24 protein-coding genes, 1 other RNA gene and 1 pseudogene are annotated in these 26,061 nt (G+C 43.2%); 12 read left to right on the forward strand and 14 right to left on the reverse strand.

Annotated features, from left to right (window positions below):
- Positions 1–127: 127 nt before the first annotated feature.
- The 7 genes from BM210_RS29065 to ssrA all read left to right on the forward strand — a co-directional run bounded on the left by BM210_RS29065 (position 128) and on the right by ssrA (position 7,148).
- A complete protein-coding gene (locus BM210_RS29065; protein WP_091175961.1) occupies positions 128–883 on the forward strand; it encodes an SDR family NAD(P)-dependent oxidoreductase in 756 nt (251 codons plus the stop codon).
- A gap of 34 nt (positions 884–917) precedes the next feature.
- Positions 918–1,361 carry a MarR family winged helix-turn-helix transcriptional regulator gene (locus BM210_RS29070; protein ID WP_091175962.1) on the forward strand — a complete coding sequence of 148 codons (444 nt, stop codon included), beginning with the start codon at positions 918–920 and terminating at the stop codon, positions 1,359–1,361.
- A 28-nt stretch (positions 1,362–1,389) separates the two neighbouring features.
- Complete coding sequence (locus BM210_RS29075; RefSeq protein WP_091175963.1) at positions 1,390–2,196, forward strand: SDR family NAD(P)-dependent oxidoreductase; 807 nt, start codon at positions 1,390–1,392, stop codon at positions 2,194–2,196.
- Between the two features lie 270 nt (positions 2,197–2,466).
- A complete protein-coding gene (gene secG / locus BM210_RS29080; RefSeq protein ID WP_091175964.1) occupies positions 2,467–2,706 on the forward strand; it encodes a preprotein translocase subunit SecG in 240 nt (79 codons plus the stop codon).
- A gap of 226 nt (positions 2,707–2,932) precedes the next feature.
- Positions 2,933–5,983 (forward strand): ribonuclease R, encoded by a 3,051-nt coding sequence (gene rnr / locus BM210_RS29085; RefSeq protein WP_091175965.1) that lies wholly within the window; start codon positions 2,933–2,935, stop codon positions 5,981–5,983.
- Between the two features lie 162 nt (positions 5,984–6,145).
- Positions 6,146–6,625: an SsrA-binding protein SmpB gene (gene smpB / locus BM210_RS29090; RefSeq protein WP_091175967.1), complete on the forward strand. Its 480-nt coding sequence runs from the start codon at positions 6,146–6,148 to the stop codon at positions 6,623–6,625.
- A gap of 157 nt (positions 6,626–6,782) precedes the next feature.
- Positions 6,783–7,148, forward strand: a transfer-messenger RNA (tmRNA) gene (gene ssrA, locus BM210_RS29095).
- Here the strand turns inward: ssrA and BM210_RS29100 are convergent.
- The 10 genes and pseudogenes from BM210_RS29100 to BM210_RS29150 form a co-directional block, all read right to left on the reverse strand.
- A complete protein-coding gene (locus BM210_RS29100) occupies positions 7,109–8,668 on the reverse strand; it encodes a recombinase family protein (protein WP_177238063.1) in 1,560 nt (519 codons plus the stop codon). The genes ssrA and BM210_RS29100 overlap by 40 nt on opposite strands.
- 359 nt (positions 8,669–9,027) lie before the next feature.
- Positions 9,028–9,339 carry a DUF960 family protein gene (locus BM210_RS29105; RefSeq protein WP_177238064.1) on the reverse strand — a complete coding sequence of 104 codons (312 nt, stop codon included), beginning with the start codon at positions 9,337–9,339 and terminating at the stop codon, positions 9,028–9,030.
- 51 nt (positions 9,340–9,390) lie between these two features.
- Positions 9,391–9,537, reverse strand: a pseudogene (locus tag BM210_RS29110) (JAB domain-containing protein); the annotation flags it as partial.
- An 816-nt stretch (positions 9,538–10,353) separates the two neighbouring features.
- Complete coding sequence (locus tag BM210_RS29120) at positions 10,354–11,925, reverse strand: hypothetical protein (protein ID WP_091175974.1); 1,572 nt, start codon at positions 11,923–11,925, stop codon at positions 10,354–10,356.
- A gap of 58 nt (positions 11,926–11,983) precedes the next feature.
- On the reverse strand, positions 11,984–12,493 hold the full coding sequence (locus BM210_RS29125) for a hypothetical protein (RefSeq protein ID WP_091175975.1): 510 nt from the start codon (positions 12,491–12,493) through the stop codon (positions 11,984–11,986).
- Between the two features lie 255 nt (positions 12,494–12,748).
- Complete coding sequence (locus BM210_RS29130; RefSeq protein WP_091175977.1) at positions 12,749–13,168, reverse strand: hypothetical protein; 420 nt, start codon at positions 13,166–13,168, stop codon at positions 12,749–12,751.
- 468 nt (positions 13,169–13,636) lie between these two features.
- Positions 13,637–14,125 carry a hypothetical protein gene (locus tag BM210_RS29135; protein ID WP_091175978.1) on the reverse strand — a complete coding sequence of 163 codons (489 nt, stop codon included), beginning with the start codon at positions 14,123–14,125 and terminating at the stop codon, positions 13,637–13,639.
- Between the two features lie 288 nt (positions 14,126–14,413).
- Positions 14,414–14,770 carry a hypothetical protein gene (locus BM210_RS29140; RefSeq protein WP_091175980.1) on the reverse strand — a complete coding sequence of 119 codons (357 nt, stop codon included), beginning with the start codon at positions 14,768–14,770 and terminating at the stop codon, positions 14,414–14,416.
- 258 nt (positions 14,771–15,028) lie between these two features.
- A complete protein-coding gene (locus BM210_RS29145) occupies positions 15,029–16,723 on the reverse strand; it encodes a hypothetical protein (protein WP_091175982.1) in 1,695 nt (564 codons plus the stop codon).
- Positions 16,724–16,917: 194 nt separating this feature from the next.
- Positions 16,918–17,613: a hypothetical protein gene (locus BM210_RS29150; protein WP_091175984.1), complete on the reverse strand. Its 696-nt coding sequence runs from the start codon at positions 17,611–17,613 to the stop codon at positions 16,918–16,920.
- 476 nt (positions 17,614–18,089) lie between these two features.
- Between BM210_RS29150 and BM210_RS29155 the strand changes: the two genes are divergently transcribed.
- The gene (locus BM210_RS29155; RefSeq protein ID WP_091175985.1) at positions 18,090–18,365 is read left to right on the forward strand and encodes a hypothetical protein; all 276 of its coding nucleotides are present in this window, start codon (positions 18,090–18,092) and stop codon (positions 18,363–18,365) included.
- 60 nt (positions 18,366–18,425) lie between these two features.
- Here the strand turns inward: BM210_RS29155 and BM210_RS29160 are convergent, their stop codons facing one another.
- The 4 genes from BM210_RS29160 to BM210_RS29175 form a co-directional block, all read right to left on the reverse strand.
- Complete coding sequence (locus BM210_RS29160) at positions 18,426–18,671, reverse strand: hypothetical protein (RefSeq protein ID WP_091175987.1); 246 nt, start codon at positions 18,669–18,671, stop codon at positions 18,426–18,428.
- Between the two features lie 129 nt (positions 18,672–18,800).
- Positions 18,801–19,106: a hypothetical protein gene (locus BM210_RS29165; protein ID WP_091175989.1), complete on the reverse strand. Its 306-nt coding sequence runs from the start codon at positions 19,104–19,106 to the stop codon at positions 18,801–18,803.
- A gap of 105 nt (positions 19,107–19,211) precedes the next feature.
- Positions 19,212–20,246 (reverse strand): hypothetical protein, encoded by a 1,035-nt coding sequence (locus tag BM210_RS29170; protein WP_091175990.1) that lies wholly within the window; start codon positions 20,244–20,246, stop codon positions 19,212–19,214.
- Positions 20,247–20,335: 89 nt separating this feature from the next.
- The gene (locus BM210_RS29175; RefSeq protein WP_177238065.1) at positions 20,336–20,914 is read right to left on the reverse strand and encodes a hypothetical protein; all 579 of its coding nucleotides are present in this window, start codon (positions 20,912–20,914) and stop codon (positions 20,336–20,338) included.
- A gap of 334 nt (positions 20,915–21,248) precedes the next feature.
- Here BM210_RS29175 and BM210_RS29185 point away from each other — a divergent pair, with 334 nt between their 5' ends.
- The 4 genes from BM210_RS29185 to BM210_RS29200 all read left to right on the forward strand — a co-directional run bounded on the left by BM210_RS29185 (position 21,249) and on the right by BM210_RS29200 (position 25,784).
- Entirely contained in the window at positions 21,249–22,283 is a 1,035-nt protein-coding gene (locus BM210_RS29185; protein WP_091175993.1) for a hypothetical protein, read from the forward strand.
- A 163-nt stretch (positions 22,284–22,446) separates the two neighbouring features.
- Positions 22,447–23,751 carry a hypothetical protein gene (locus tag BM210_RS29190; RefSeq protein WP_091175995.1) on the forward strand — a complete coding sequence of 435 codons (1,305 nt, stop codon included), beginning with the start codon at positions 22,447–22,449 and terminating at the stop codon, positions 23,749–23,751.
- 401 nt (positions 23,752–24,152) lie between these two features.
- Positions 24,153–24,959 (forward strand): hypothetical protein, encoded by an 807-nt coding sequence (locus tag BM210_RS29195; protein WP_091175997.1) that lies wholly within the window; start codon positions 24,153–24,155, stop codon positions 24,957–24,959.
- Positions 24,960–25,334: 375 nt separating this feature from the next.
- Positions 25,335–25,784 carry a GNAT family N-acetyltransferase gene (locus BM210_RS29200; RefSeq protein ID WP_091175999.1) on the forward strand — a complete coding sequence of 150 codons (450 nt, stop codon included), beginning with the start codon at positions 25,335–25,337 and terminating at the stop codon, positions 25,782–25,784.
- Positions 25,785–26,061: the final 277 nt, after the last annotated feature.

The following is a 26,061-nucleotide window of genomic DNA, read 5'->3' on the forward strand; positions in this document are numbered from 1 at the left end:
TGTCAGGATGCCTCGCGACGTTGATTGGTGCGTGTGTAGATGCTCATAATGGGAATATCTTTTAATGTTAAAAGATTTACTGGAATCTATTTTAATGTTAAAATACTTGTAGAAAGGAGTGTTAAGAATGAGCAGATTAGATGGAAAAGTGGCGATTATTACAGGTGGCGCATCTGGTATTGGTAAAGGAATGGCGATGGCTTTTGTAAAAGAAGGAGCTAAAGTGGCTATCGTGGATCTTAACGAGGAGTTAGGTCAACAATCGATTAAAGAATTACAGGAGTACCAGCCGGAATGTATATTCATACCAGCCAATCTTGCTGAGAGTGACAAACTGAAGGGCATTGTGCAGCAAGTTATGGATACCTATGGACAACTGGATATATTGGTTAACAATGCGAATGCATCAAGAATGAAACCATTTGAGGAAATCACACAAGCAGATATCGATTTATCATTCAACACAGGGTTTTACCCAACTTTCTATCTCATGCAAGCAGCTTTCCCTTATTTAAAAGAATCAAAAGGCAAAGTCATTAATTTTGCATCCGGTGCGGGTATTAATGGAGATGTTAGTCAAGGAACCTATGCCGCAGCTAAAGAAGCAATCTGTGCTATTTCGCGTGTTGCGGCTAATGAATGGAGTCCATATGGAATTAATGTGAACTTGATCTCACCGATTGCCAACTCTCCCGGTGTTCAAAAATGGGCGAAGGAAGAGCCTGAATACTATCAAGCCATGCTATCGAAAATCCCGCTGAGACGACTTGGTGAACTGGAAAGTGATATTGGTCGTGTGGCGGTATTCCTGGCGAGTGCGGATTCGGATTACATGACAGGACAAACCCTTATGGTTGACGGTGGTGCTAGAAAACTAAGATAATTATAAATAATACGGCACCCTAAAGGAGAACATTTTGGAGCACACCGATATTTTTAAACTGATACATGCAGTTGAATTATTTACAAATGAAGCGATTATTCGATGGATGAATGCCTTTGAACACAATATCGGGATTTCACCGGTTCTTGTTTTGTCCGATTTGAAGCAAAGGGGTCCACAGAAACAAACCGTTCTGGCAAAGAAATTGGGCTATACGCCGGGAGCTATGACCAACATTGCTAATCGGTTAATCAAGCTGGGTATGGCAGAGCGTAAATATAACGAAAATGATCGGCGGAATGTGTTCCTGTCTATTACGGAGAAGGGTCTAGATGTACTGAAGGAAGCGCAGCAAAAAGGGCAGGAACTGCGAGTGGAGCTGTTCCAAGTGCTCAGCGAGGAAGAATTAAAGCAGTTTTTACACATTCATGAGAAGCTACTTAAGAACTTTGAGAACCCTAAAGCAGAAGAGCAATAATCATCATAACATCAAAGGGGATAGTCAAATGGGTAGAGTACAAGGCAAAGTTGCGTTAGTAACGGGTGGAGCGTCCGGTATTGGCTTGTCAGCGGCTTCTTTAATGGCCAGAGAGGGAGCTAAAGTGGTTATTGCCGATTATAATGTTGATGCTGCCAAAGAAGCGGCTGATATCATTAAGAGTCAGGGCGGAGAAGCTGTAGGTCTATTCCTGGATGCTTCTCAAGAGGATTCGATCAAGGAAGCTGTTGACTATACAGTTGCAGAATACAAAACCCTTTCGGTTTTGTTTAATAACGTAGGTGTAACCAATTTGCAAAAAGACCTCGATGTGGTTCATATTGATTTGGATGAATGGGACCGCCTAATGATTGTGAATACCAAAAGCGTGCTGTTAGGCAGCAGGTTTGCGATTCCGCATATGATTGAAGCTGGTGGAGGTTCAATTATTAATACTGCATCGATGGCGGCTTTTGCTGGTGATTCCGTACGGTCTGCGTATGGTGCCTCCAAAGCAGCAGTTGTGAACCTTACCCGATATATCGCTGAACAGTATGGTAAAGATAAGATTCGTTGTAACGCGGTTGCTCCGGGACTTATCTTAACACCGGCAGCTGAGAAAAATATGCCTGCAGCTGTGCTGGATATTTTCGGCAAATTTAACGCGCTGCCCTATCACGGTGAAGCAGATGACATCGGATATACCGTGCTATTCCTGGCTTCTGATGAATCCAAATTCATTACTGGACAAACCATTCAAGTCGAAGGTGGTCATTATATGAGCAACCCGAGCATCGTGGATTTCAATCAGTATATGGCGCAGGCTCGTTCCTAATAACCAATGTGTAGCCTTTTAATGACGGCATTGTGCTGAATAATGGTTCGAATAACCCTCTTCAATTAATCAAGATGACAATGCTCATCATAACGTCGGCTTGGTTAATTTTATAAATTTGAACGTTTGGATGAGTCTTAGATAAAACTTAAAACGGCTCAATACGTGAGCCTTATTTGTTTAGACGGCTTGCAAGGAGATTTGGTTTGCCAGCTGGACAAGGCTATGTTATTATAATAGTACTGTGTAATTTAGGATCGAGGTGGAAATATGGAAATTGCTTTGAAAATAATATTGGTCATTGCATCCTTGGGTTTGATTGCAGCGGTACTGCTTCAACAAGGAAAAAGCGCGGGTTTATCCGGTGCCATCTCCGGAGGTGCAGAGCATTTATTTGGTAAACAAAAGGCTCGTGGTATGGAGCTCTTTTTATCTCGCTTAACAATGGGCTTGGCCGGAACGTTTTTCATTCTATCGGTGGTTGTAGCTTATTTCGTTAAGCATATTTAAATAACAAGCAACACAGCAGGGGACCTTTACTCCTGCTGTTTTTTTGTTGGAATTCGGGCCTGTACCATGTGAGACATGACTTAAAACCGCCGTTACCGGATGCTGCTCATTTACGTAAACTATAGTGCCCGGCATGGGTAACGATGATTCATAATTGAAAAATGGGTAAAACTAAGAAGAAGGACTATTATAGATTACATAAAAAAACAAAGGAGGTTGATGAAGCTTGATTCAACGAGAACAATTATTGGAATATATGAAAGAATCGGATTATAAGCCGATGACATACCAAGAGCTGGAGAAGCAGTTCCAGATTACAGGAGCACAGGATTTTAAAAGCTTTCTCAAGCTATTGAATGAATTGGAAAATGATGGTCATATCGTAAGATCTCGGACGGAGCGTTATGGAGTGCCAGAACGAATGAATTTGCTGCGTGGCCGGCTCCAAGCGCATGCCAAAGGCTTTGGTTTTTTGATTCCTGAGGATCGTGATCATCCGGATGTGTATATTCACGCAAACGACATGGGCGGCGCGATGAATGGGGATACGATTCTGGTTCGAATTACAACTAGAGGAGCAGCCGGAGGTAAACTGGAGGGTGAGGTAGCTAAGGTTGTTACCAGAGCCAACACGCAGATTGTCGGGTTGTTTCAGATGAATGAGGGTTATGCTTTTGTGCTGCCGGACGATAAGCGGATAGGGCGAGATATATTCATCCCTAAGGAGGCTTTCCATGGAGCGATGGACGGGCATAAGGTAGTTGTCCATATTTTATCTTATCCGGAAGGCCGTGCGGCTGCAGAGGGTGAAGTTATCGAAATTCTCGGACACAAAAATGATCCGGGTGTGGATATTATTTCGATTATTCGCAAGCATCGACTCCCGGAATCGTTCCCTGATGAGGTGCTGGAGGAAGCAACATCCGTTCCTGAGGTCATTGCCGAATCAGATCTGATCGGAAGGCGTGACTTACGCAGCAAACGTATTGTTACGATTGATGGCGAGGATGCAAAGGATTTGGATGATGCGGTCAATGTGGAACGGCTGGATAACGGCAATTATGTGTTAGGTGTGCATATTGCTGACGTTAGCTATTATGTACGCGAAGGCTCTCCATTAGATCGGGAAGCATATAATCGGGGCTGCAGTGTGTACTTGGTAGATCGTGTTATACCGATGCTGCCTCATCGACTGTCGAATGGGATTTGTTCATTGAATCCGCAAGTGGACAGGCTGACGATGTCCTGTGAAATGGAATTTGATGAAAATGCCAAGGTCGTACGTCATGATGTGTTTACAAGTGTGATTAAGACGAGTGAGCGGATGACATATACAAATGTGCGTAAGCTGCTGTCTGACGAGCCAGAGGCTGAATTGCTCGAACGGTATGCGTATCTGATGGATGATTTCCGTTTGATGCAGGAGCTGGCTGGCAAGCTGCGCAACCGGCGGATGAAGCGCGGAGCGATTGATTTTGACTTTGAAGAGTCGAAGATTCTGGTCGATGCGAGCGGCAAACCTACGGACATTGTGAAAAGAGAGCGCGCGATTGCTGAGCAAATTATCGAGGAATTTATGCTTGCGGCGAACGAGACGGTTGCCGAGCATTTCCATTGGTTGAAGGTGCCGTTCCTATACCGGATTCATGAGGACCCGGATAATGAGAAGCTGCAGCATTTTATGGAATTCATTACGAATTTCGGCTATACAGTGCGTGGAAGAGGCAATACCGTACATCCTCAGGCTCTGCAATCGCTGCTTAATGAAATTAAAGGAACCAAAGAGGAGCGGGTCATCAGCACGGTGATGCTGCGTTCGATGAAGCAGGCTAAATATGATGCTTTGAGCACAGGACATTTTGGTCTGGCAGCGGAATTCTATTCTCACTTCACCTCGCCGATCCGTCGTTATCCCGATCTCATCATTCACCGTGTTATTCGCGAAGTGTTGGAGCAGGGGGATATGCAGGCGAAGCGGCATGAATATTTGTCGAGTCGGATGGAGGATATTGCGAAGCAGTCTTCGGAGCGTGAGCGTGTCGCTGTAGATGCGGAGCGTGAGACGGAGGCGCTGAAGAAAGCCGAGTTTATGATGGATAAGGTTGGCGAGGAATTCGAAGGGATGATCAGCAGTGTAACGAGCTTCGGTATTTTTGTGGAGCTGGATAACACGGTAGAGGGTCTTATTCGTTTGAGCGATATGCATGATGATTACTATCATTATCATGAGGCGCAGCTGGCTTTAATTGGGGAGCGGACCTCCAAGGTATACCGTCTTGGTGATGAGGTTAAGGTACGTGTTGCACGTGTCAGTACGGAGGAGCATACGATCGATTTTGAGATGGTAGATATGCAGCCTCGTCAGAAAAAGATTGGTTTGATCGACGCATTGAAGGCTGTTCGACGAGGCGATAAGCGCGGAGGACGCCGTGGTGAAGCGGCAGGCAGCGGCGCAGGCGGGCGTGGTGGTGTAGGTGCGGCTAAGGGCGCACGTGGCGGCAAACGTGGCAAGGGCGGTACTGGTGTTGCAGCGAGCGGCAGTAGCAAAGGCAGCGGTAAAGGCAAAGCGAAGGCAGATGGGGGCTTAAGCAGCTCGAGAGCGAGTAGCAGCTTGGGAGCAAGAAAGGATGCTGCAAGCGGCAGTGTGAAAGTAGACGGCAGCCAAAGCGTAAGCCTGAAAGGTGCGCGTGACAGCTGGCGCGGAGCGGATACGGGCAAGGGTGCAGCAGGTGAAGCTGAGGCAGGCGCAGCAAGCATCAGGAAACGCGCAGTTGAGAGCGGAGCTTCCGTTGGCGACGAAGGAGTGACAAGTGATGGATGGCGCAGCAGCAAGAGCGAAGCTAGGGCACTGGCTGGATTAGGCGGAGACCGGAGCAGCAGAAAACGCGGTGGTAAAGGCAAGTCTGGCGCATCTGCAAGCGGCGAAGGTAATACCTTTGGAAAGCGCAGCGGCAAAGGTGCAGCAGCTGCTACATTAGGTGGACTAAGTGCAGCAAGCGGTCGGAAGCGCGGCAGCAAGGGCGTCAATGGCATCTCATTTAGTGGTGAGGGTGCAGCAAGTGATAATGGAAGCAGCGGTAAAGGCATTGCTGGCGTTACCTTAGATGGCTCAGGTGCAGGTGGAGGCAGGAAGCGTACGAGTAAAAGCGCAGGAAATGCTGCTGCTGGCAAAGCTACCGGTGTCGATGCTGCGAAAGCACGTGCGTTGGATGCGGCAGCCAAGGGCGATAGCGGAAGCGGACAGCCGCGCAAGCGTAGGAAGCAAACGAAAAAGTAGCTTGTTCGCTTGCTTCAAGGGATTGGAGTTTGGTAAAATGAATTCCAATCCCTTTTTAAAGGGAATATATGAAAGAAATACTTTATGGTTGTATAGCGTTCTGCTTACAATTGTTAACTTATCTAAGAGGTTGCGCGGTGTGGGAAGGAGTGAGGGTTTACGATGGGGAATAGAGCTGACGGCAAGGTACTTGCACAAAACAAAAAGGCTTCCCACGATTATTTTATTGAGGACACCTATGAATGCGGTATTGTGTTAACCGGAACGGAGATCAAATCACTTCGTCTGGGCCGAGCCAACATCGGAGATGCTTTTGCTACCATCCGTAATGGCGAAGCGTTCATTCACAACATTCATATCAGTCCATTCGAGCAGGGAAATCGTCACAATCCTACGGACCCCACAAGAGCGCGGAAGCTGCTGCTCAAAAAGGTGGAAATTCGGAAGCTGTTCGGATTGGCTAAGCAGGACGGTTACGCGCTCGTGCCTTTGAAAATATATGTGCGTAACGGATTTGCCAAGCTGCTCATCGGTTTGGGTAAAGGTAAAAAGCAATATGACAAACGGGATACGGCTGCTAAACGCGATGCACAACGCGATATTCAAAGAGTGCTTCGTGAGAAACAAAAGGTTGCTCGTTAATTGAGTAAGGACAATCGAAGGATGTAATAAAGGCAGCATCTCTCTGTGATTCCAGAAACACGGACTGCTTTTTATTTGGAAATGTGTTATACTAAGTAAGCATCTTTCAGAGATGTGATTTATCTTTGTGGCTTTCTTAACGGAAGTCCACTTATGCGGGGACGTTCTTGGATTCGACGGGGATAGTTCGAGCATGAGTAGCGGGTAGTGGGGACGCGTCCGCTTTATCAACGCTAAAGCCTATTAAACGGCAAACAACAAAACAACTACGCTTTCGCAGCCTAAGAAACTGTGTGCGTGCTTCTACCTCGCATCACCCATGTGTTAGGATAGGGGCTCAACCTTAAGTGGGATACGCCGCTTGGTCTCCGCCTGGGGTCAATCGGAAGAAGACAATCAGGCTGACCTGAAGGAGAGCCGGTTACGGGGCGCTTCTAAGGTGACATCAAAACTGTAGCTACACCCGTAGAAGCTTGTGTGCCGTTATCTTCGGACAGGGGTTCGACTCCCCTCGTCTCCATATGTTAAATCCACAATATGGAGTTTAAAGATTACATCTACATGGGCTTTGTAGATGATCACCTTCTCTACATAGCTGGCAATGAACTTCTTGATCTCAGGAATGTTCTTTTCAGCTAAATGAGTTTTGAACTGGGAAAGCAGTTGTCGCAGAGTATCCTCTGTGATGGCTGCTTTTTCTTTTATAGCTTCTGCCTCAATGAGTTTTTGAGACAGCTCCAGCTTTTGCTGCTCCAATCCCTCCAATTTGTCGTTCAACGATGAATTGGAGATGCCGCCAGCAATGGCATTGATGATGTTCTCGATCTGCCGTTCAATTCCTGTAAGGCTCTTTTTCAACCTTGCCTTCTCACTTTTGATGTTAGTTTCCTTCGATTTACGAAAATCATTCAACTGCTTGGTGATCACCGGAATCGCATCGTCATTGAAAACTTTCTCCTCCAGTTGTGAAATCACGTAGGCTTCAATATACTCCCGGCGTAGTTCAGGGTTTTTGCACTCCTTGGTTCGGTCGCGGTTGCCGCAGCGATAGCTGACGTACTTGAGCTTGTTTCTGCCGCTATGTTTGACGTTGCCCATCATGGAATATGCGGTTCCCAGGTTGTTGAGGCATTCCCCACAGACGCACAGACCACTTAGCATGTACAGTTCCTTTGCCTTGTAGGAGCCAGGCGCTTGCTTGTTGCCATTAATCTTATCCTGGACCTGCTGAAATGCTTCCTTTGAAATGATTTCAGGCATCCCCCCTTCTACACGAATGACATCCTCATCGGCTTTTTTTCTGTTGCCGTTTCGCTTACCTTCCGCATCTTTTCCATCAGTCACGTTGAAAATGTATGTTCCTGTGTACTTCTCACAGCGAAGAATGTTGTTTAAGGTGTTCTTCCCGATTGGACGACCGTAACGCGATTTGTAGCCCTTTTCAGTCAAGACGTCGATGATCTGGTTGTACCCGTGTCCAGCAAGGAACATGCTGAAAGTAATTTCAACGATGCCGACTTCTTCTTCATTAATAATGTATTTTTTAGTCACGGGATCAACGGCGTAGCCGATGGGAGCAAAGCCGCCCGTATGTTTGCATTGGTAGGCGGTTTCTTTCAGGCCCTTCATGACTTCGCGAGCGAGATTTTTGGAGTAGTATTCGGCCATGCCTTCAATTACGGATTCCATCATTATGCTTTCAGGCGATCCGTCCAGATTCTCCGTCACACTAAGCAATTGGATGCCATTCTTCTTTAGCTTGCGTTTGTACTTGACGCTATCGTACCGATCACGGCTAAAGCGGTCCAGCTTATGGACGATTAGAATGTCAAAGAGTCCCTTATCACTGTCAGCGATCATCTGGAGGAATTTGGGGCGTTTATCTGAAGTGGCGGACTTGGCTCGGTCAGCGTAAGTATTAACAAAATCGAATCCATTTTGTTTGCAGTAGGCTTTGATAGCTCTGACTTGGGCATCTATGGATTCATCCCTTTGATTATCGCTGGAAAATCGAACGTAGGCTACTGCTCGTTTAATGCTCATGGTTGGAACCCCTCTCAGTAATTGAATTTAGGAAAAGTAGCTCCTCGGTGGAGGAGCCGATTAAAAGGGAATTAGTTCTTGAGGTTCTACTTGTTTATAATGGCGTTCAAGAGTTCAACTGCTGATAGATAGTATGGTTCGGTAGTTTCCTGGACATGATCGATGAGCTTACAATCCGTTTTGTCCGGTTCCATGATGTAGTGCTTGAGCTTTTCTCGCGTAATACTGGTGCGAAGGTGTGTAATTTGCACATTCGTTGCCCCTATTCGTGAACGTTCGCTCTAGGTTGTAGATCAGGGTGGGAACATTGTTTTATTTTAGAATCGGAATTTCTTATGGAGAGCTTATCAACCTACTGTTCAAGCTGGATCTGCGATCATGAGTGTCGCCCCGAGTTCTTCGTAGTCGATGGCCCAAGCCTCTATGTAATCCTGGGCAAGGGAGTAGCCGTCCAATAGGCATTTTTCTTTTCTCGGCGGATTGTTTTGGCTATGGGTGATGAGCAGTTGATTGAGATTTGTTTTCTGTAGTTCGAAAAACTGCCAGTGATCCATTTCCAGTCCCTGTTCGATTTGTGAATCGATGAGTCGAAAAAGGTGAAGTTGCAGATCGAACGGGATAATCTTATGGACCTTATTTGTAGCGCCTCTTGGTGCGAATTTCAGTGTCACAGAAATTGCTCCTTTTCAGTTCTTTTTTAGTTGACCTTTTTTCTGGAATAGTTACATAAGCCCTTGTTCTTTCATGCTTAAGAAGTTGCCGTCGCCCAAGATGACGTGATCCAACAGTTCAATGCCCAACAAGGTGCCGCTATCGCGTAGCCTTTCAGTCAATTCAATGTCTTCTACGCTGGGAGAAGGCTCACCGCTCCGCTTGGCGGGTGTAGCCCTTTTTGCGCTGTCTTCGTTATAGCTGCGAATTCTTTTCTTCATGAAGTACTCCCCCCTCCATGTGATGGGAGAACCAGTTCTCTACTTCCTTGCTTTGAATGCCAGTTACTGAAATGACAAATGTGAAGTTCTCATTGTCTTCCGTTATGCAGGCTTTGAAAAGTAGGCAGTCGTCAAGCGCGAGACACTCTACATATTCCAGGAAGTGATCGTACATACGGAAACCAGCGGTTCGTAAGGAGACTAGGGTGTCGCTTTTCACTAATAGTAATAGCCTGTAACCGTGATCGGAAAGCCTGAATGGCTTCTTTCCTTGCACTAGTAGCTGGTGTAGCTGATCGAAAAACTTACTTAGAAAGATTTCTGCTGATTCAGGAAGTTGGTTGCTGGGATTGTTAATTTCCGCTAAGTCCTGATGGCTATTTATGACTATCATCTTTGTCTTCACTCCAATTGGTATAATATCCCTTACCAAGATATATTAACTGTTTGAAAATGGGACAAAGACGGGTTTGATTGCTTCGAGAGGCTGGGAAGGTGGATTCGCAGTTGTTCGATTTTTATTCTTCTGTTCTGTCTTTTCTCCGTGCCGTTTTAATTAACCCCGCCTCTCTTCCTTGCGGTTAAGAGGTCGGGAACACAGGGATTCTGCTTGTCCGTACCTTTCATGTTTCAAAAAGCGACGGTAGCGGGGGGAGCGAAGTTACCGGACGCTATCTACCGAACTGACGCTTTTTTAGGGACAAAGAGTAGGAGTTACGATTTATCCAAGCTCGGGTTATCGTCAGTCATGGATTATACACGCTCTGCACGATGCTTACCATGAGGGATGATAACCTTCTTCGCAGGAGTAAAACTGTTTGTTTTCAAGATCCTATTCTCCAGGATGAGTTCTTTCGTGTCACCCTGTCGTGTATCGAAGTAGATGCCTGCTTGCTCCAAGTTCGACTTGATGGTATTCATGCGTCTACTCAATGCATGGGCAGCAGCAGGCCAGCTTTTTTGATGCGTACGAATGTTCATTTTTAACGCTTGATTCTCGAGTTCAGCTAACAATGTGGTCCAATCGCCTTTCCATTTTGATTTATTCTTCATGAACCGTAGTACGGTCATTGCTACAGGGTGGGTAGAAAGTACCTCTTCATTCGATCGAAGCTGGTTCTTCTTATAAGCCTCTAAAAACTGCGTACCTCCTATCCCTAATGCTTCTGCTATAGCAAATCCCCATGTGGCGAAATCAGCCATGCGTGGGAGTGAGGTCAGTTGGACAGTAGGGTAGATGCCCATAGCTTTGGAAAGGGTATTGAGACAAGCCCCAACTAGCTGGGGTAGGTCTTCGTAAAAGCTGCTCCAAACGTCTTCTTCTGATCTCCTTTCCGTTTCGGAAATACGTCCCAACTCGGAAATGAGTGAACGGTCAAGCAGGTCTGGTCGAGATACGACAACATTTATTCCATTGAGTGTTACACAACGACGTAAACTCATGATGATTTCATCGTCATTGGTGTACAAGGCACGTTTGCTGAAGCTTCCCCCTGTGCTGGCCATACACAAAATATTACTCTTTTCAGAAGAAATCATATCGAGATTATCGAAGCTCGGCATATAGTTGTTGAGTAATGCAAGTATCAGATCGTCATGGCCGTTTGGCATGGAGAGTAGATCATTTTTTGCAGGGTCAACGATAGCTCTTAACATACTCATAGTAGTCGATTTGGCGGCTCCGTGTTCCCCAGCGAGAACAAGGAGCGGATGGGGGATATTTGGGATGAAACATGATACAAGATATACGGTGAAAAGGATACAGTCGCTTGTTCTTTTAAAGCGGAAGTGCCTCTTGATCAATTTAAGTAAAGAGCCGTTAGGATCAGGTGTTACTTGTCCACGCATGTTTTTACTTCTAAAGAATGGAATAGGTGACTTAGATAAGATCTTAAATCCCTTATTATTGATTTCAACGACCTCCCATGCATCATTCGTCAGGTCATAATAGATGTTTCCGTGGAGACGGCCGACCCTCCGTGACAACTCTTCAGTAGCCCCTTCAAAAGCTGCTATCGATTTGAAATGGGTTATCACTTGCTGAATGCTATCAGGCCCAATCAATTTATTAAAGGTATCGTAGGAGATTTTTGATAGAAAGAGCTTGAATTTCGAACTATCCATTTTCATAATCTGAGTATGACCGTCAATCATTACCTCTGCACAGGGCTCTTCCATTTCGCTGCGAAACTTCCTCATATCTTTGCAGATGAAAATCAGCGCATCGGCATGCGTGTCGAAATCGGTAAGAGAGATTGATGAAGATAGGGGATGTATGGGATGCTTGTCTCCGAGTCCGTCTTTTTTTGGTTTATTGTTTGGCATATTGTTATCCCCCTTTTATGTTTCGGAAATCCTTAATTACAGTTTCCGCGAATATTGATTAGCGTCTGCGTCTACGGCTTTGTGGCTGGGAGATGGCATCCCCTTCTACGAAATCGTCGTTAATATCAAAATCTTCGAGCTCTCCACTATCGTCGGAATCGTCCGATTCCTCTTCCAATTCGAAATCATCGTCCATGTCTTCCGCTTCCGAATCTTCCTCGAACCCTCCGGAATTATCTGATATTTCATTATCAAGGAAAGGCATTACTTTCTTGATATTGTTGTATATATTACCTTTGATATCTTCCCTTTTTAGAACGATTCGGGCACGGCATCCAATGAGGCCCTCAGGTTCGAAGTCTTGGATGTCCCCGAGGCAAGTTTTCACTAGGACAGTCAGTGCAGCGAGTCCCCCTTCAGTACTGATGTAGTAACTTTTGGGTAAGGATGTGCCATTTCCAAGTTTGAAAGTTACTTTTAGTATTTTTCCGTTATCCTCTATTTTGCATTTGATGATTTCAGCTTCGTGAATTCCTTCTTGGATTGAAGGTGCGAGTTTGATTTTCATAGTGATTCCTCCAGGTATGAGTAGTTGATATATTATTTTTCCCTTTTATTTGCTTTGTGTTATTTTCGCTACATGTACTACAATAGATTCGAATTGTCTTTTCTCAGCCGCAAGGATGGTAGACACATCTTGGCGGTTCTTTTTGTTGTGTGTATTCATGAATGGGAAGGCCCATTTAATTAGGTTTATATCTTGAAAACGCCTTTCTTTTATGGAAATTTATGCTTCAACTTCATGAATTTCGCGTTTTCGTCTCTAGAGCATCTCATCAATTAAGAATTGAAGCCTAACGAAGTCAAGCTTCAGTTCGACTAATGTCCTCAGGATATAGGGGCTAAGATAGTATTCAATGTTATGAAGTATTTGAGGGATGGTTTCAGCATACGGACCCTCGTGTGCAATGCATTCAATGCAAGCCTCGCCATTTAGCACGGTTGCATCGACTACTTCAAATTCTGGTGATATAAGGGAAATGATGTTCTCCAGTGAGGAATTCTCATCAAACTTATAGAAAACTTTGAAGCAGGGCATGAAGTATGCAAGGACATTAATTTTAGGAAGGTTATAGATGCGGGCTTCAAAGTCAAATGGTTGTGGCAACTGATTTCGTACATCGTTTTCGAGATCTTGAATTTTTCCAGACTGAACGTAATCCCAAATAGTTACATTTTTCATTTTAAAACCTCCATGTGGTATATTCTTTTTACTGAAATAGATCATGGTTAGCAGGGCGGTCAATTTTTGGATTGACATTTACAGATGCCACTCTGCCCCCAAATTAATGCCCTTCTTCTCATCGCTACTTGTGTTGAACTTGTCATAGTACCTCCTGATTTTTATTTGCCCGGAAACGACTACTTGTTCAAAGCGTTTAGTTACCAGCGCTATTTACTTTTCAAAGAACATCTTACAAACCTAGTTTACCATGTTAGATTTAAATTCTCGGGCATCTGGTTTTCAGAGAATACATCAAAAGAGCTGAGATAGGCAGGGAGGACTTACGGAAATGGATAGAACTACAAATGGATTATGATTATGTCAATAAAAACGTGACCAGGGTGTGTTTATCTTTAAAATACTATAGAATACGAAGGATATCTTAAATGAGAATGAATTAATTAAAAATAAAAAAAAGACAGTAGTTTACTGTCCTTTTTGGCCGTTTATTGTTTTTGATCGTTCCTTTAATCCCTGTGTCTGCTTAATGAGGTCTTCAATTTCTTTTTTATTCAAGTGTTTTATGAGTTGTTTTATTAAGGACTTTTTGGAGAGTGATGTTAGTTCTTCAAATACATACTGATTGTATTCGTCATTGTTCTTTCTTTTTACTCGGCTTCTTCGTTGCCTTAATATCTTTACATACCTATTAATTTTTTCTGTTGCGCTCTTGCATTGAAGAGATCGATAGGAAAGTTCACTCTCATTCATGAAGAGTTCCTTAATTAGAGCGTTACTTCTAAGAATAGTATATATTGTCTCCAGTTCTTGTTTTTCATCGTCAAGAATCTTTAACCCGGTTACGTGGTCGAATATGTCTTCATTAAAATCTTTATACAAAATATGCACTTGCTCGATTAGGGTTTTAATATGTTTACCCCTTGATTGAGTCGTTCTAACAACTGCTGGGTTCATGATACACTCTCCTAATAAGTTGCTTAAATGATAAACGAGAAAGTAGAGTAATGTCAAAAGAAGTTTCTGTTCGTTCTTTGCTCTACGTGATCGTACAAGACGAGGGCAGAAATTTCGTATCCTCCAAGAGGACCTGTACCAGATCGTTGTGTGCCATGTTCATGAATCAGATGAAGGAAGAGTGGCAAAACTCGGGGTTTGAACAGTGAGAGGCCCATTTCCTATTGATTTAGAAAATGGGCCTCTCATTGTGGGGAAACTTCATTTGAGCGTATGATTTTGAGAATTCTACGATGATTTCTCCGTTAGCCGGGTTCTTACTACCCCAGTAATGAATTCGCTGTAACTAGTGATAGATCTTTCCTTTTTTAAATGTTTAAGTTTGTCAAGAAGATCTGTTGGCAAATATACTGTGACTTTCTGGTATCCTTCGCCGAAATGTGGCGAACGGTTGTTAGTTTCTGTATGTTTAGAACCTTCCTCGATTAGTTTGGCGGAAAGCTCTGGAGTTTGAGACTTATCACACTCGGGCTTATCTATCGTTTCGATCTCAGAACCCAAATTAATGCCCAGCGTACTTTCATTCCTTCTACTCCCGAGATCGAGGTTTCGCTTCCTTCTTGGATTGAATCCGTATGCTTCCATTCAAATCAACCTCCTGCGTTTTTAAAAACCGACGTCGACGTCGATATCGATTTTTATTATCAGGGTGTTAGTGTGTAAGTTGAAATTTAAAAAGGAGGTCCATGTTCTTTGATCCTTCTATGTTCCAAACGTGCTGCACGCCGAGCGTCTCGGCGTCATTCCTAGTTATAATATGGTATTATTTTACATTTTATTTCATACCTTTCTGTAATGTTTCATGAAAAAAAGAGCAGGTTTCGTAACCTGCTCTTTACTGCCCTATCGCTGCTTTTCCTTAAATGTCAGATTATCGTAAACGTATTCCGCGGAAAGACCTTGGGAACCGAAAGGCAGGACAATTTTATTGCCGTCGAGCATCACGGTAGATTGGCCTTCTCCAAACCAAATTTGTTCGAGAGGCGCTGCACCACTTTTTTCGTAGTACACGAAATTGTAGGAAAATACCCAGACGTAAGTTTCCATCATCCCATTGCTTGCCACGACAACTACCTCGGGAGTGGACTTGTTGTCAAAGCTATGATCTTTGATGTACAGATTAAATCCCTCTTTGAGATCGCCATAGTTATTGAAGGCATTGTTTCCATCTTTCAATCTCAGATTCCAGTTTTCGGTTTTACCTTGAAGCTGTAGTTTTATTCCGTTTGGCGTGTCATAGCCTACTACAAGGTTCATTTTTTCTCCATCAAGATTCAGGAGAAGGGTGGCGTTCACAGTCGACGGAGTCCATTTTACAAAATCCTTTAGCATGACTACTTTGGTAACTGAGCTCGGTTCATTAGTTGCTGGTACTGATGCATTGTTAGGCTGATTTATGGGTTCTTGCATCGGAGCCGTTTTCGGTTGTTGCTTATTTTCAGCTGGTTTTGTCGGGACTGCTTTTGGAGCTGCGGTGCTATTATCTTTAGGTGTTACGCTGCTAAGAAAATCGTACCAGTCTGATACTTCTAATATTTGACCGTCAGCGGAGAACTCAATGGCCTGAAAATGGTCTTTTCCAAAGACTTGAAACACGGTTCGAATGAACACCTTCACACCTTGAACCGAGTAAGTGGCTTGGTACATAACATACTTATCAAGGTCGTTTTTTCCATAACCTATCTGTTCCCATTCAACGTTGCTGAAAAAGTTTTTATTTTCTAGCACTTGACTCATACTTATGGTACTCTCAGGCACCTTCCCCTCTTTAACCCATTTGACGTATTGGTTATCAAAGCCTCCTCTGGAAAGGATGCCTACATAAAGTATGGAAAGAGCCACAAGAGCTGCACTGACAACTAGAAAAATGGTCTTTGTTAATTTCGGCCGCTTGAATTGGACGAGTAAGTCCGAATGCAGGCGGGAAGATAGGCGGTCATCGGCTTGCTGATCGGAGCGTACCGGAGAATCCGAAGGGAGTGACAAAGGGTTCCCATTGCTTATTTTACTGCTTTCTTTGGTTAGTAAGATAGGCTTCGTGATTGATGGATGTGCTGCGTGTTCTACAGTGCTAGCCGTTTCTGCGAAAGGATTCGTTACTTGCGCCACCCTCTGGACAAACTGAACTGCTGCGCTTTTGGAGCCGGATGGAATTTCGATTCTGTTTCCGAGATGGTCTGTAATGTAAATGCTAGTATTAAACGTACATAGTATGAAGACGATCGTGAGGACTAAAGGCCAAAAACTCATTGTTATTAATGTTACAATGACAAAAAGTATTGAAAAGACGAGGTCGAACCAGTTGATTTTTGAAGCAATAGATAGCCCTCTTACATGGGTAAGAGGCAACTCCGTTATTCTTGGGTGAGTCGGAAATATGCCTAAAAGAAAGTTTTGAGCCTTTATGTGTAGGTGTTGGTCTGTAACCGTAACAGTGCTCTTCTTTTTGAGATAGGTAAGGTAGCTGAACCCCCCATTCCATTCGAAAGAAAATTCTTCAGGCGGGTTACCGGTTTGATTAGAATTTTGATTACTCATAGGCCCTCTTTGACTTGCCTTCTTGTTAGGAAGGCAGTGATAAGTTTATTTGGTTTTGAAGTGGAAAGTCTGTGCTATTCGCTGTATTTATTCTTTTAGAATGTCGCTTTGTAGCATTTTATCTACGGTATAAGCATGACTCTTGACATGAGGGGTCTGTAAATATAATTTGCGATTTGATGAGATAGTCAAGATTATTTACTCAAATTGGAAAAATTGGCCACAGCATGCCAAATAGAAACAAGCATCAGCCAAAGTGAAGGGAGAAAGTTGACTATACTCTGTATAGGATGGAACAATAAGCCAATGATGCTTCCGAAAAATAGCATGATAATGGCAAAACCAACTCCAACAATCGCATGCATTACATCCCAAGTAACAAAAATCCAAGATACTGCCTTTGAGATGATAGTTCCTTTTGCTATACTTGGTTCATTAATCATTTCAAAATTTGTCTTTAAATTGTGCACTAGCTTTGCAGGTGTATTTAGAATATAGGTAAAGTTGTAAAGGAAGTTTGTAGAGAGATCCAGAGTTGTTGGTACGAAATTCCCCGTTGCCAATTTAAAGTGGTACCGAATGTCCGTCTCACCAAATGATGTGGCTAAAAGTCTTTTCGTATTGGAATCGCCCGACTCAATACTCTTGGCATTGGAAAGTCCCATCTCAATTAAGCCGACCAGCACCGCCTTTTGCTGTCTATCATTAAGTGCTCGGAAGTTAAGACGAGGAATCTCTTCAATTAACTCCTGATGCCCAACGATAGACAAAGAAGATAGGATTACTTTGGTGTTATAAACCTTATCTAAATCTGTCAATCCCATCCATGAATATAGAATGATTGCAAGGATAACGACCATGGACCAAAATATTTCCATAATTCTATTCATTTTACACAACCTTTTTGATGATTTTCACGAACCTCTTGGTCTAATAATGTTAATCATATCTACACCTATAATTTTAAGACTTTAAATGATTCAAACTTTAGCTAAGATAGGTAATTATACATAGCAATAGCGTTGTCAATAGAAGTAAACAGAAGTAAACATAAGTAGTTCATACCCCTTCACTCGATTTATACGAATAAATAAATGATACCAAAGTACTAAAACGCAGGCCACACCAGTATATTACATGTTTCGACATAATGAAATACATTAAACCATTTTGTGGAATAATTAACATTTCTACAAGTTTAATATTCTATATTTGGGATTTCATCTAGTTTAGGTTCTAATTAGGTTGTCGAAGGTTTCAACAATTTTTTTGCACCCATCAAGGTAGCCTTCCTAACAGTGGATGACTCCATCTAAGAAAATTTAATCCGTGGGCTTGGCAGGCGGAGGTTGGAGATCGGGCCAATTTGCAGGATACGTACCTTCTGGCCGTAAAACGCGGACAGCGAAATATTTACGCTCAGAACGTTTGGGAAAATCATGGAGGCGTTGGAGTAGATGAAATGGAGGCGTTTCGCTTCGGGGAATTAGACGCAGAGAATGATCTAATCGAAAAGACTCAGTTGATAGAAGCGCACAAATCGCTCTTATTGGAGCGCAGCATAGGCGAAGTGCGAATGGTTCATCAAGTGACGAAAAATATCCTTGCCACTTACGATGAGGAGCAGTCCAAAAAGAGCTAATTGAATGGAGGAACGGGCCGAAGGCAGTGTTTGCCGATGGTGCCCGTTCCTTTTATTTTCTCATGGTGCTGTTCGCTCGATTTTGAGAAAGGACTGCCTTAGACGGATTTCAAGCAGCTTGCGGTCTGAATCGGAGAATACATCATGCGCTGCAAGTACGATGCGGAAGGCGGCCTTTTTGTCGAGATCGTGAGCATGGGCTTCCACGTAGGTGGTTAAGATCGACAAAAGCTGCTGACTTGATTCTACGGTTTCCAGCGCAGCTTCCTCCTTTTCAGTGAGGCGTGTGCAGATGCTCTTTTGCATGTTGCCGACTTCCTTTCTATGAAATGATTACGATTAGGAGGAACCCAGGTTTGTTCCGCACAAAGCGACGGTACGGTAGGTAGGAAAGGGGAGCGCAGATGCGCTCTAAGGTCAGGGCTATGGACCAATTTACAGCTTGTATCCATTCTTTGTTTCAGGGGATGTTGACTTGCCAATTTCACCGTATGCTTTTTGAACGGCAACATTACCGCCAATGACTACGGTAGATCCGGCGATCGTCCCCACAGAAGTAGCTGTAGCCGTTGCAATTCCGGCACTAGCTGCCGCTGTACTTACGGAAGCTGCAACAGCCGTGCCAGTGGTGGCTAGTCCCGCAGCAAGGGCTGGACCGATCACTGGTATGGATGCTGTAAGAACGGTTGAAGCGGTTGCGGCTGACGAAGCTAGTAGAGCGATGGCTCCTAAGAAAAACATATGTTCACGTCCTTGTTATCGTATTTTTGTTGTACAAAGTTTCCGATGTTTTGGCAATTGAGATCCATTGCTTGGACAGGTGGGTCTTTATTTTGATGCATGGAATTATCCCTTCTTTAGAACGTACTTGGGATTGAGGGTGATGGACTGTTCAGCATGCTTGGCATAAAATTTCATATCCCGCGTGGATTGGTTCGCCTGTTCGGTGAAGGTCTCCCTAAGTGCAGGGCTTTCCCATTCAAAGTAATCTCTGCCTTTTTGGCTGCCGAACAGGGCGATCATGGCGTAATTGAAGCTGGCTGGGTTGCAGATTCCGGCGGTTCCGAGGGGAAGGCGCTCCATGACATTATCGACGGTTAGTTTGCTATCCTCGATCGGATGCTTGTCCAATGAAAGAAGAAGGCAAGCGAAGAGAACATCGGCATTTGAGCGCAGGGTGATCTTGGAAAGGTCGAATTTTTGTGCCGCGGCATCACTCCAAGAGAAATGCTTGATTTCTGGCTCCTGTGTTCTGTAAGCTGCAGAGACGTTTTTATAAGAATGGCGATTGCCATAGGCTTTGAGGAAGCGGTCTAGCTGGATGCGGTTCTTTTGACCGAAGGATAGCTTAGGCATGATGGCACGGAAGAAGTCGGAGTAGTATTCGAGGTCTTGAAATGATCGTGAAATGGTGCGGTCGCTTTCCTGATGGTTGATTGCTTTGAGTAGCTCCAACATGGCTTGGATACGGTGCTGGTCGGCAATCTCGAAGGTATCGGGACGCATCAGGTGAAGAAGGAAGGCAGTAGCATTGAATCCGTTCTGCCAGTTGGGGAGTTTCCCTTCCCAGAAACGGAAGGCCTGTGCAGACTCAAAGGATGCACTTTGGATGAATTCAGGCCACGTCTTCACAATGCCTATGACCGTCCTGCCGTGTGCGGAGGGCAGCTCCTTTCGATGCCAACCTCCGAAGTGCCAGCTGATTGCTTGCTTGAGAGTTGCCGAGGGAACGGAGGCAGGATCACAGAAAGATCGTTTCCATTCATCGAGTGGCTCTACGGGGTATCTGGCGAAGGGGAAGCGGGAAAGCTGGTTTTCAATCTGCTCTTGGATCAGAGTTGCGATGGCACGTTTTTCTTTTTCAGTTAGGGTCAAGGACATGATTATCACTCCTATTGGAAATTTGTTGTTGTCGAACGTGGATTGTGACGCTTGGACTGTACCGACGCTATTTTAGGGGGATTAGGGGGTTAGAACCATTTGTCGAAATCATCATCAGTGGTTTGTACTGGATTGGGTAGCTTGTCTTTAGGCTCGGGGAGGATATAGTCCTCATCGTGACCGTTGAGAGCAATTCGTTGCTCCGATGTGAGAAACGGGTCCTTGAACTGTAGGTAGCAAGGCTCCGACAAAACGGATATCCACTTTATAGCGCTCGGTAAGGGTCCCCCTTGGAATTCTGGCGCATCGGAGAATACCGCATCCTCCATTAGAATCTCTATCTTCTCTGTGCCGCTATCTATTGTTATGCAGAGAGTTGTGCCGTCTACATAGATGTTGCTGCCTTGCAGGGTGGTCGTCCGTAGCACCACTCTAATGAGAAAAACCTGCTCAGGATTGAGTATTTGGCTCCCATCCAAGCAGGCGGGTAAGGATTCTTTTAGATTGTGTGAATAGGGGGGTATGGAGAGCGCCATGATCCATATGTTACCGTAGGATTCAGGGTCGTTCATTATATCGCCGTTGTGTTCTAGCTTAACTTTTAAATATTGGAGCACATTGCCCTCGATTTCTTTTAATTGATTAGCTGTTCTTTCAGTCATTTTCATTACACCCTCTTATGATTCAATTATTGGTTTTCCTGGTATTTCAATATGATTTACGTAAATATAGAAGCCATCTTGCCTGCCTAGCAAATGGCCGTTTGTTCTTTTCCTTTTCGTAACGTAGTATTCGATCCAGTCGGAGGAGCCGATGGTCATTGAGTTATCACTCCATACCCGTATAGATGTCAAATCAACCGTTGCAAAGGTCGCTAAGGCTTCCAGTTTTTCATTTGGGAAAAATCTCATTTTCATCTCCTTCGTGGGCTATAAGTAGCAGGCCTTTGTAACCATTTCCACAAGTATTGTGGAGGAATTTGGATTTATTTGTAGAAATACTATGAATTCAGAATTATTTGAGGAGATGAAAAGATTGTTTATGTTGTTTTTTTTACTTGTCTTGTTCACATTCATTGCCTTGCTTATAGGATTGATTAAACCAAAGACTATAATATTTTGGGGAGCTAGTGAAAAGAAAACTAGAAAACGGATTCTACTTTATTGTGGATTAGCGCTCATCGTGTTTTTTATTGCTTTTGTAGCTACCGCCCCAGAATTATCAGCCGAAGAAAGAGCCGCAATGGCAATTCAGAGAGAGGTAGAGCAGACAAAGAAAGATGCTGAGAAGAAGGTTAAGGCTGAAGAAAAGGCTAAGAAAGATGCTGAAGATAAGGACAAGAAAGATGCTGTTGAAAAAACGAAGGTAGAGGAGAAAGCGAAAAAGGAAGTAGATGAAAAGGCTAAAAGGGAAGCTGCTGAGATGACAAAGACTGAAGTGGCCGCCAAGAAGGAAGCAGATGCCAAAGCGAAGGTAGAGGATGAAAAGGCTAAAAAGGAAGCTGCTGAGAAGGCAAAGGCTGAAGAGGTCGCCAAGAAGGAAGCAGATGCTAAAGCTCTAGCTGAGGAAAAGGCAAAACTTGAAGCAGAAGCAAAGGCAAAAGCGGAAGCTGATGCGAAAGCGAAAGTTGAACAACTCGCTCAAGAAGAGGCTGAAAGGAAAGCAAAAGCGGCTGAACAAGTAAGATTGGATGAAGAGCAGTTCAAAAGCTCAGTTCAAAAAGTAGGCTACAAGGAAATGGCTCGAAACCCGGATGACTATAAGACAAAAAAGGTCGTCTTTACCGGACAGGTCGTTCAGACATTAGAATCAGGTAACAATGTTGAATTGAGAATCAATGTCACACAGAATCAATTCGGTTGGGAAGATACAATTTATGTGAATTTCACAAAGAAAGCTGGAGAAAGTCGAATACTCGAAGATGATGTTATTAGACTTTGGGGAACAGTGAAAGGACTAAAAACATATAAGTCTGTCATGGGTGGGCAAATAACGATTCCTGAGGTGGATGCAAAATACATTTCTTTGATAAAGTGATATCGTTTGACAACATCACTAAGCTTGTAAAAATTTCGCTGTTATAAGCATAAAGACAAGCCCTGTCTGATTTATTATACTATTTATGGATATGGTTAATAGTGGTAGTTTTTTAGTGGCGACGTTATAATGAAGATATCTATGTAGAAAAGGACTGGGGATAATGAGTATATATTCTGATTGGGGTTTTATAGACACTCCTTTTTCGCCATCTCCGCTTCCACCCAATGAGAGAGGTGCGGAATTGCTAGTTGGTCGAGATAGAGAATTAGGTATGCTATCTCGAAGGTTACGTAATGCACCGAAATGGGTAACTCTAGAAGGTCAGAATGGGGTAGGGAAAACAAGTCTTATCAACGTTTCCGTTCACAGAGCTTATCAAGATTATATTGCAAATCGTACCAGTGACTTGATAATCCTATGTAAGAGTACATTTCAATTAAGTGCTACAAAAAACGCATCCGATTTTATTGCTGAGGTTTATATGGCTATCGCACAGACATTAATTGAGAAAGCTAAGGAAATTCGCGAAAGTGGTATCGATCTGCCTAATACAGACTCTTTAAATAAGTGGTTGAATTCACCAATAATTCAAGGCTTTCAATTGGGTGGAGGTATTTTTGGCGGGAGTGCTAATATTGGTAGAACGTTTCAGGCGAATTCAGCGGAAGGTTTTGATAGAAGTGGTCTGCCAAATATGATTAAGGAATGGTTAGAAGATATTTGGCCGGACGGCAGTAGCGGCGGTATTGTATGCCTTATAGACAATTTAGAGCTATTACAGACTTCAACTGCTGCTAAAAGATTACTGGAAGAACTAAGAGATTTAATATTAACAACACGAGGGATACGCTGGGTTTTATGTGGGTCTGCTGGTATTGTGCGGAGTGTGGCTTCATCACCTAGACTTAATGGTTATTTTCATGAACCTCTAATAATTGAAGGTATTGATTCTACTGTTGCTGATCAAATACTTGATTCACGGAAAAAGGCATTTGCCATAAATCCAGATGCTTGCTATATCCCTATGACTACTCATGATTTTGCGAAATTGTACAAGATACTCAATGGAAATCTAAGGGATGCTTTAGGTAAAGCTGATGCATATTGTCAACATATTTTAGACATCGGAGTAGAACCCGAGGATGATACGCGGAAAAGCTTGCTTTTCGATGAATGGATTAATAATGAATGTTTAAAGTTACTTGATATTGTTCAACCGCAAATACCTCAAAGAAGTTGGAGGGTATTTGACCAACTTGTGGAGAATGATGGCTTATCGGCACCGAGTGAATTTGAAATATATGGGTTTAATAGCCTTGAAGCAATGAGACCTCATATTAAAACTCTAGAAGACAATCAACTAGTCACTTCGACAAGAGATGAAACTGATAATAGGAGAAAGACAATACAACTTACTGCGAATGGTTGGTTAGTTGCTGTCGCAAGGGGAAAGGCCGCAATATAAGGAAAGTCATGATTAAGCTTTCTAAGACCTATGCCGCCTCCCCAAAAATTCTCAGCATCATACGCCTGCGAAAGTGGATTTGCCACACAACGGTTCAGTTTTCTGAACCCGTGTCCATGCAAAACCACAACTTAATGGTTGGAAAGGGGTTCAACTTGCTTGATGATTGAAAGTGTTTCCAAAATAGCAACGGTACGAACGGCTGTGTTTTGTGATGCTCCGGTCCCTACCGTCGCTTTTTTAGGGACAATCAGGGCCTCGTTGTTATACTCGTAGTGAACAATTCTGGAGTTTGATCGATTTTTAGAGATGTTTCTCGCGAGAGAAATGAAACTGAAGTTGCAGCATGTTTTGTAAAATGAATTGGCTTACTTAGGGCCCCTGATAGGAGAGAAACCTAGTTGAACTGGACAATTGTTTTAGCTCCGTTAATGGGATTTATTGGTATATTTGCTGGTGCGTTATTGACCCATCAATTCACATCAAAAAGGGAGGAACAAAAGTATTCTTATGAAGTTTTTCAAAACTTTATTTCTCCAGTACTGCTACAAGTATGTAGTTTTATTAATCATAACGCACTTAATCCTGATGAGGATGATGAAACAAAAAATCACTTTGGAATGAATGAAACTTACTTCTTCAGTAAAATAATGATTCCCCATATAGAAGGGAATTTGAAATATTGCAATTCAGAATTAATAGCTGCATTGCAGAGCTTGAGAAACACAGAATATCTACATACTTTTTTTATCTCAGAAGGTTTAGATGAGTATTCCGAGGATTATGATACTGAGACTTTGTTCTGTAAAATAGTAATGGTTTATATCTTTTTAGAATACTCGACAAAGATAATCATAAAAAATGAAAAGAACTTAGGGAGATTCCTTCTAAATGATATTTTAAAATACAAGCTTATTTTTTCATTAATCGGCGCAATTGTTAAAATAAAAAGGTTAGATAATTTAGAAGAAGCATGGACGTTATTGAATTGGGAAAATGGAAAATGTGATAAGCCAGGATATGCACTCTACACGTCAGTATTAAAACAATACATACCCTTTAATGATAGTTCTGAATATTCTGTTGAGTTCCTAAGGCAAGCTGTTGGGATCTGTTACGAACAAGATGAAGCAACTAATTTTCTTTCAAGCATTTTTGATGAGTCAGATGAAATCGAAGATGAATTATTATTAGAAAAGGTGCAATGAGGAGGGATTACCTGAATTTTAAGCAGCCTCACCAAAAATCTTGGCCATCAATCGGCGACGAATTGTGGATTTGCCACACAACGGTTCAGAATTCTGAATCCCTTTCCCTGCAAGGGTTTAAGCCGCTTTTAGGGACAGGGGTTCGACACGGTTGAATCAAAAATAGCGACGGTATTGACGGCTGTGATTTATGACGCTCCAGTCGCTACCGTCGCTTTTTTAGGGACAATTAGGGGTTCTCGTTGTTATACTCAAAGTGGAAATGTCTCTGGAGCTTAGTTGATTTTTAGATGGAACTAAACTAACGAGCAGGAATGTGCAAAATAACATATCCATTATGAGGTAATATATTAGTTATCACTGGAGGTGGTCACTATGAAACCGATTACGGTTAGAAAGGTAGAAATTACTGATATAGCTGAACTATCTGAATTGTTCATTGATTTTATTGCTAAAGAGTCAAATTTAACAGCAATGAAAAAACAGATTGAAGTAATATCTAATGATCCTAACTATTACGTTGTAGTAGCTTGTGAGGGAAGTAAAGTCATTGGTACTTCAATGGGGATTATTTGTTACGACTTGGTTGGGGATTGCAATCCCTTTATGTTGATAGAGAACGTGGTCGTTTTACCGCAATATCAAGGTCAGGGAGTAGGAAGGTTGCTGATGCAAGCACTTGAAGATTTTGGTCAAAAGAAGCAGTGCAATTATGTCATTCTTGTATCTGAAAGCAAACGTGAACCTTCACATCAATTTTACGAGGCAATTGGTTATTCAACTGACCAGAGAGGGTTCAAAAAGCGTTTGATGAAGAAAATATAATTTAGTAAAGATTCAACTAACAGGTACGAGTTGAATAGTTAGCCTCATGGCTAGCCGGATGAGGCATTGTTTCGATGAGAGGACGGCCAGCTTGTTGAATGTCTATGCTGCTTCCCCAAAAATCCTCAGCATTACGCGGCGACGAATTGTGGATTTGCCACACAGCGGCTCAGAATCCTGAATCCCTTTCCCAGCAAGGGTTTAAGCCGCTTTTGGGGACAGGGGTTCGACTCGGTTGAATCAAAAATAGCGACGGTACGGACGGCTGCGTTTTGTG

The sequence above is a fragment of the Paenibacillus sp. 1_12 genome, from assembly GCF_900114475.1.
Lineage (GTDB): Bacteria > Bacillota > Bacilli > Paenibacillales > NBRC-103111 > Paenibacillus_S.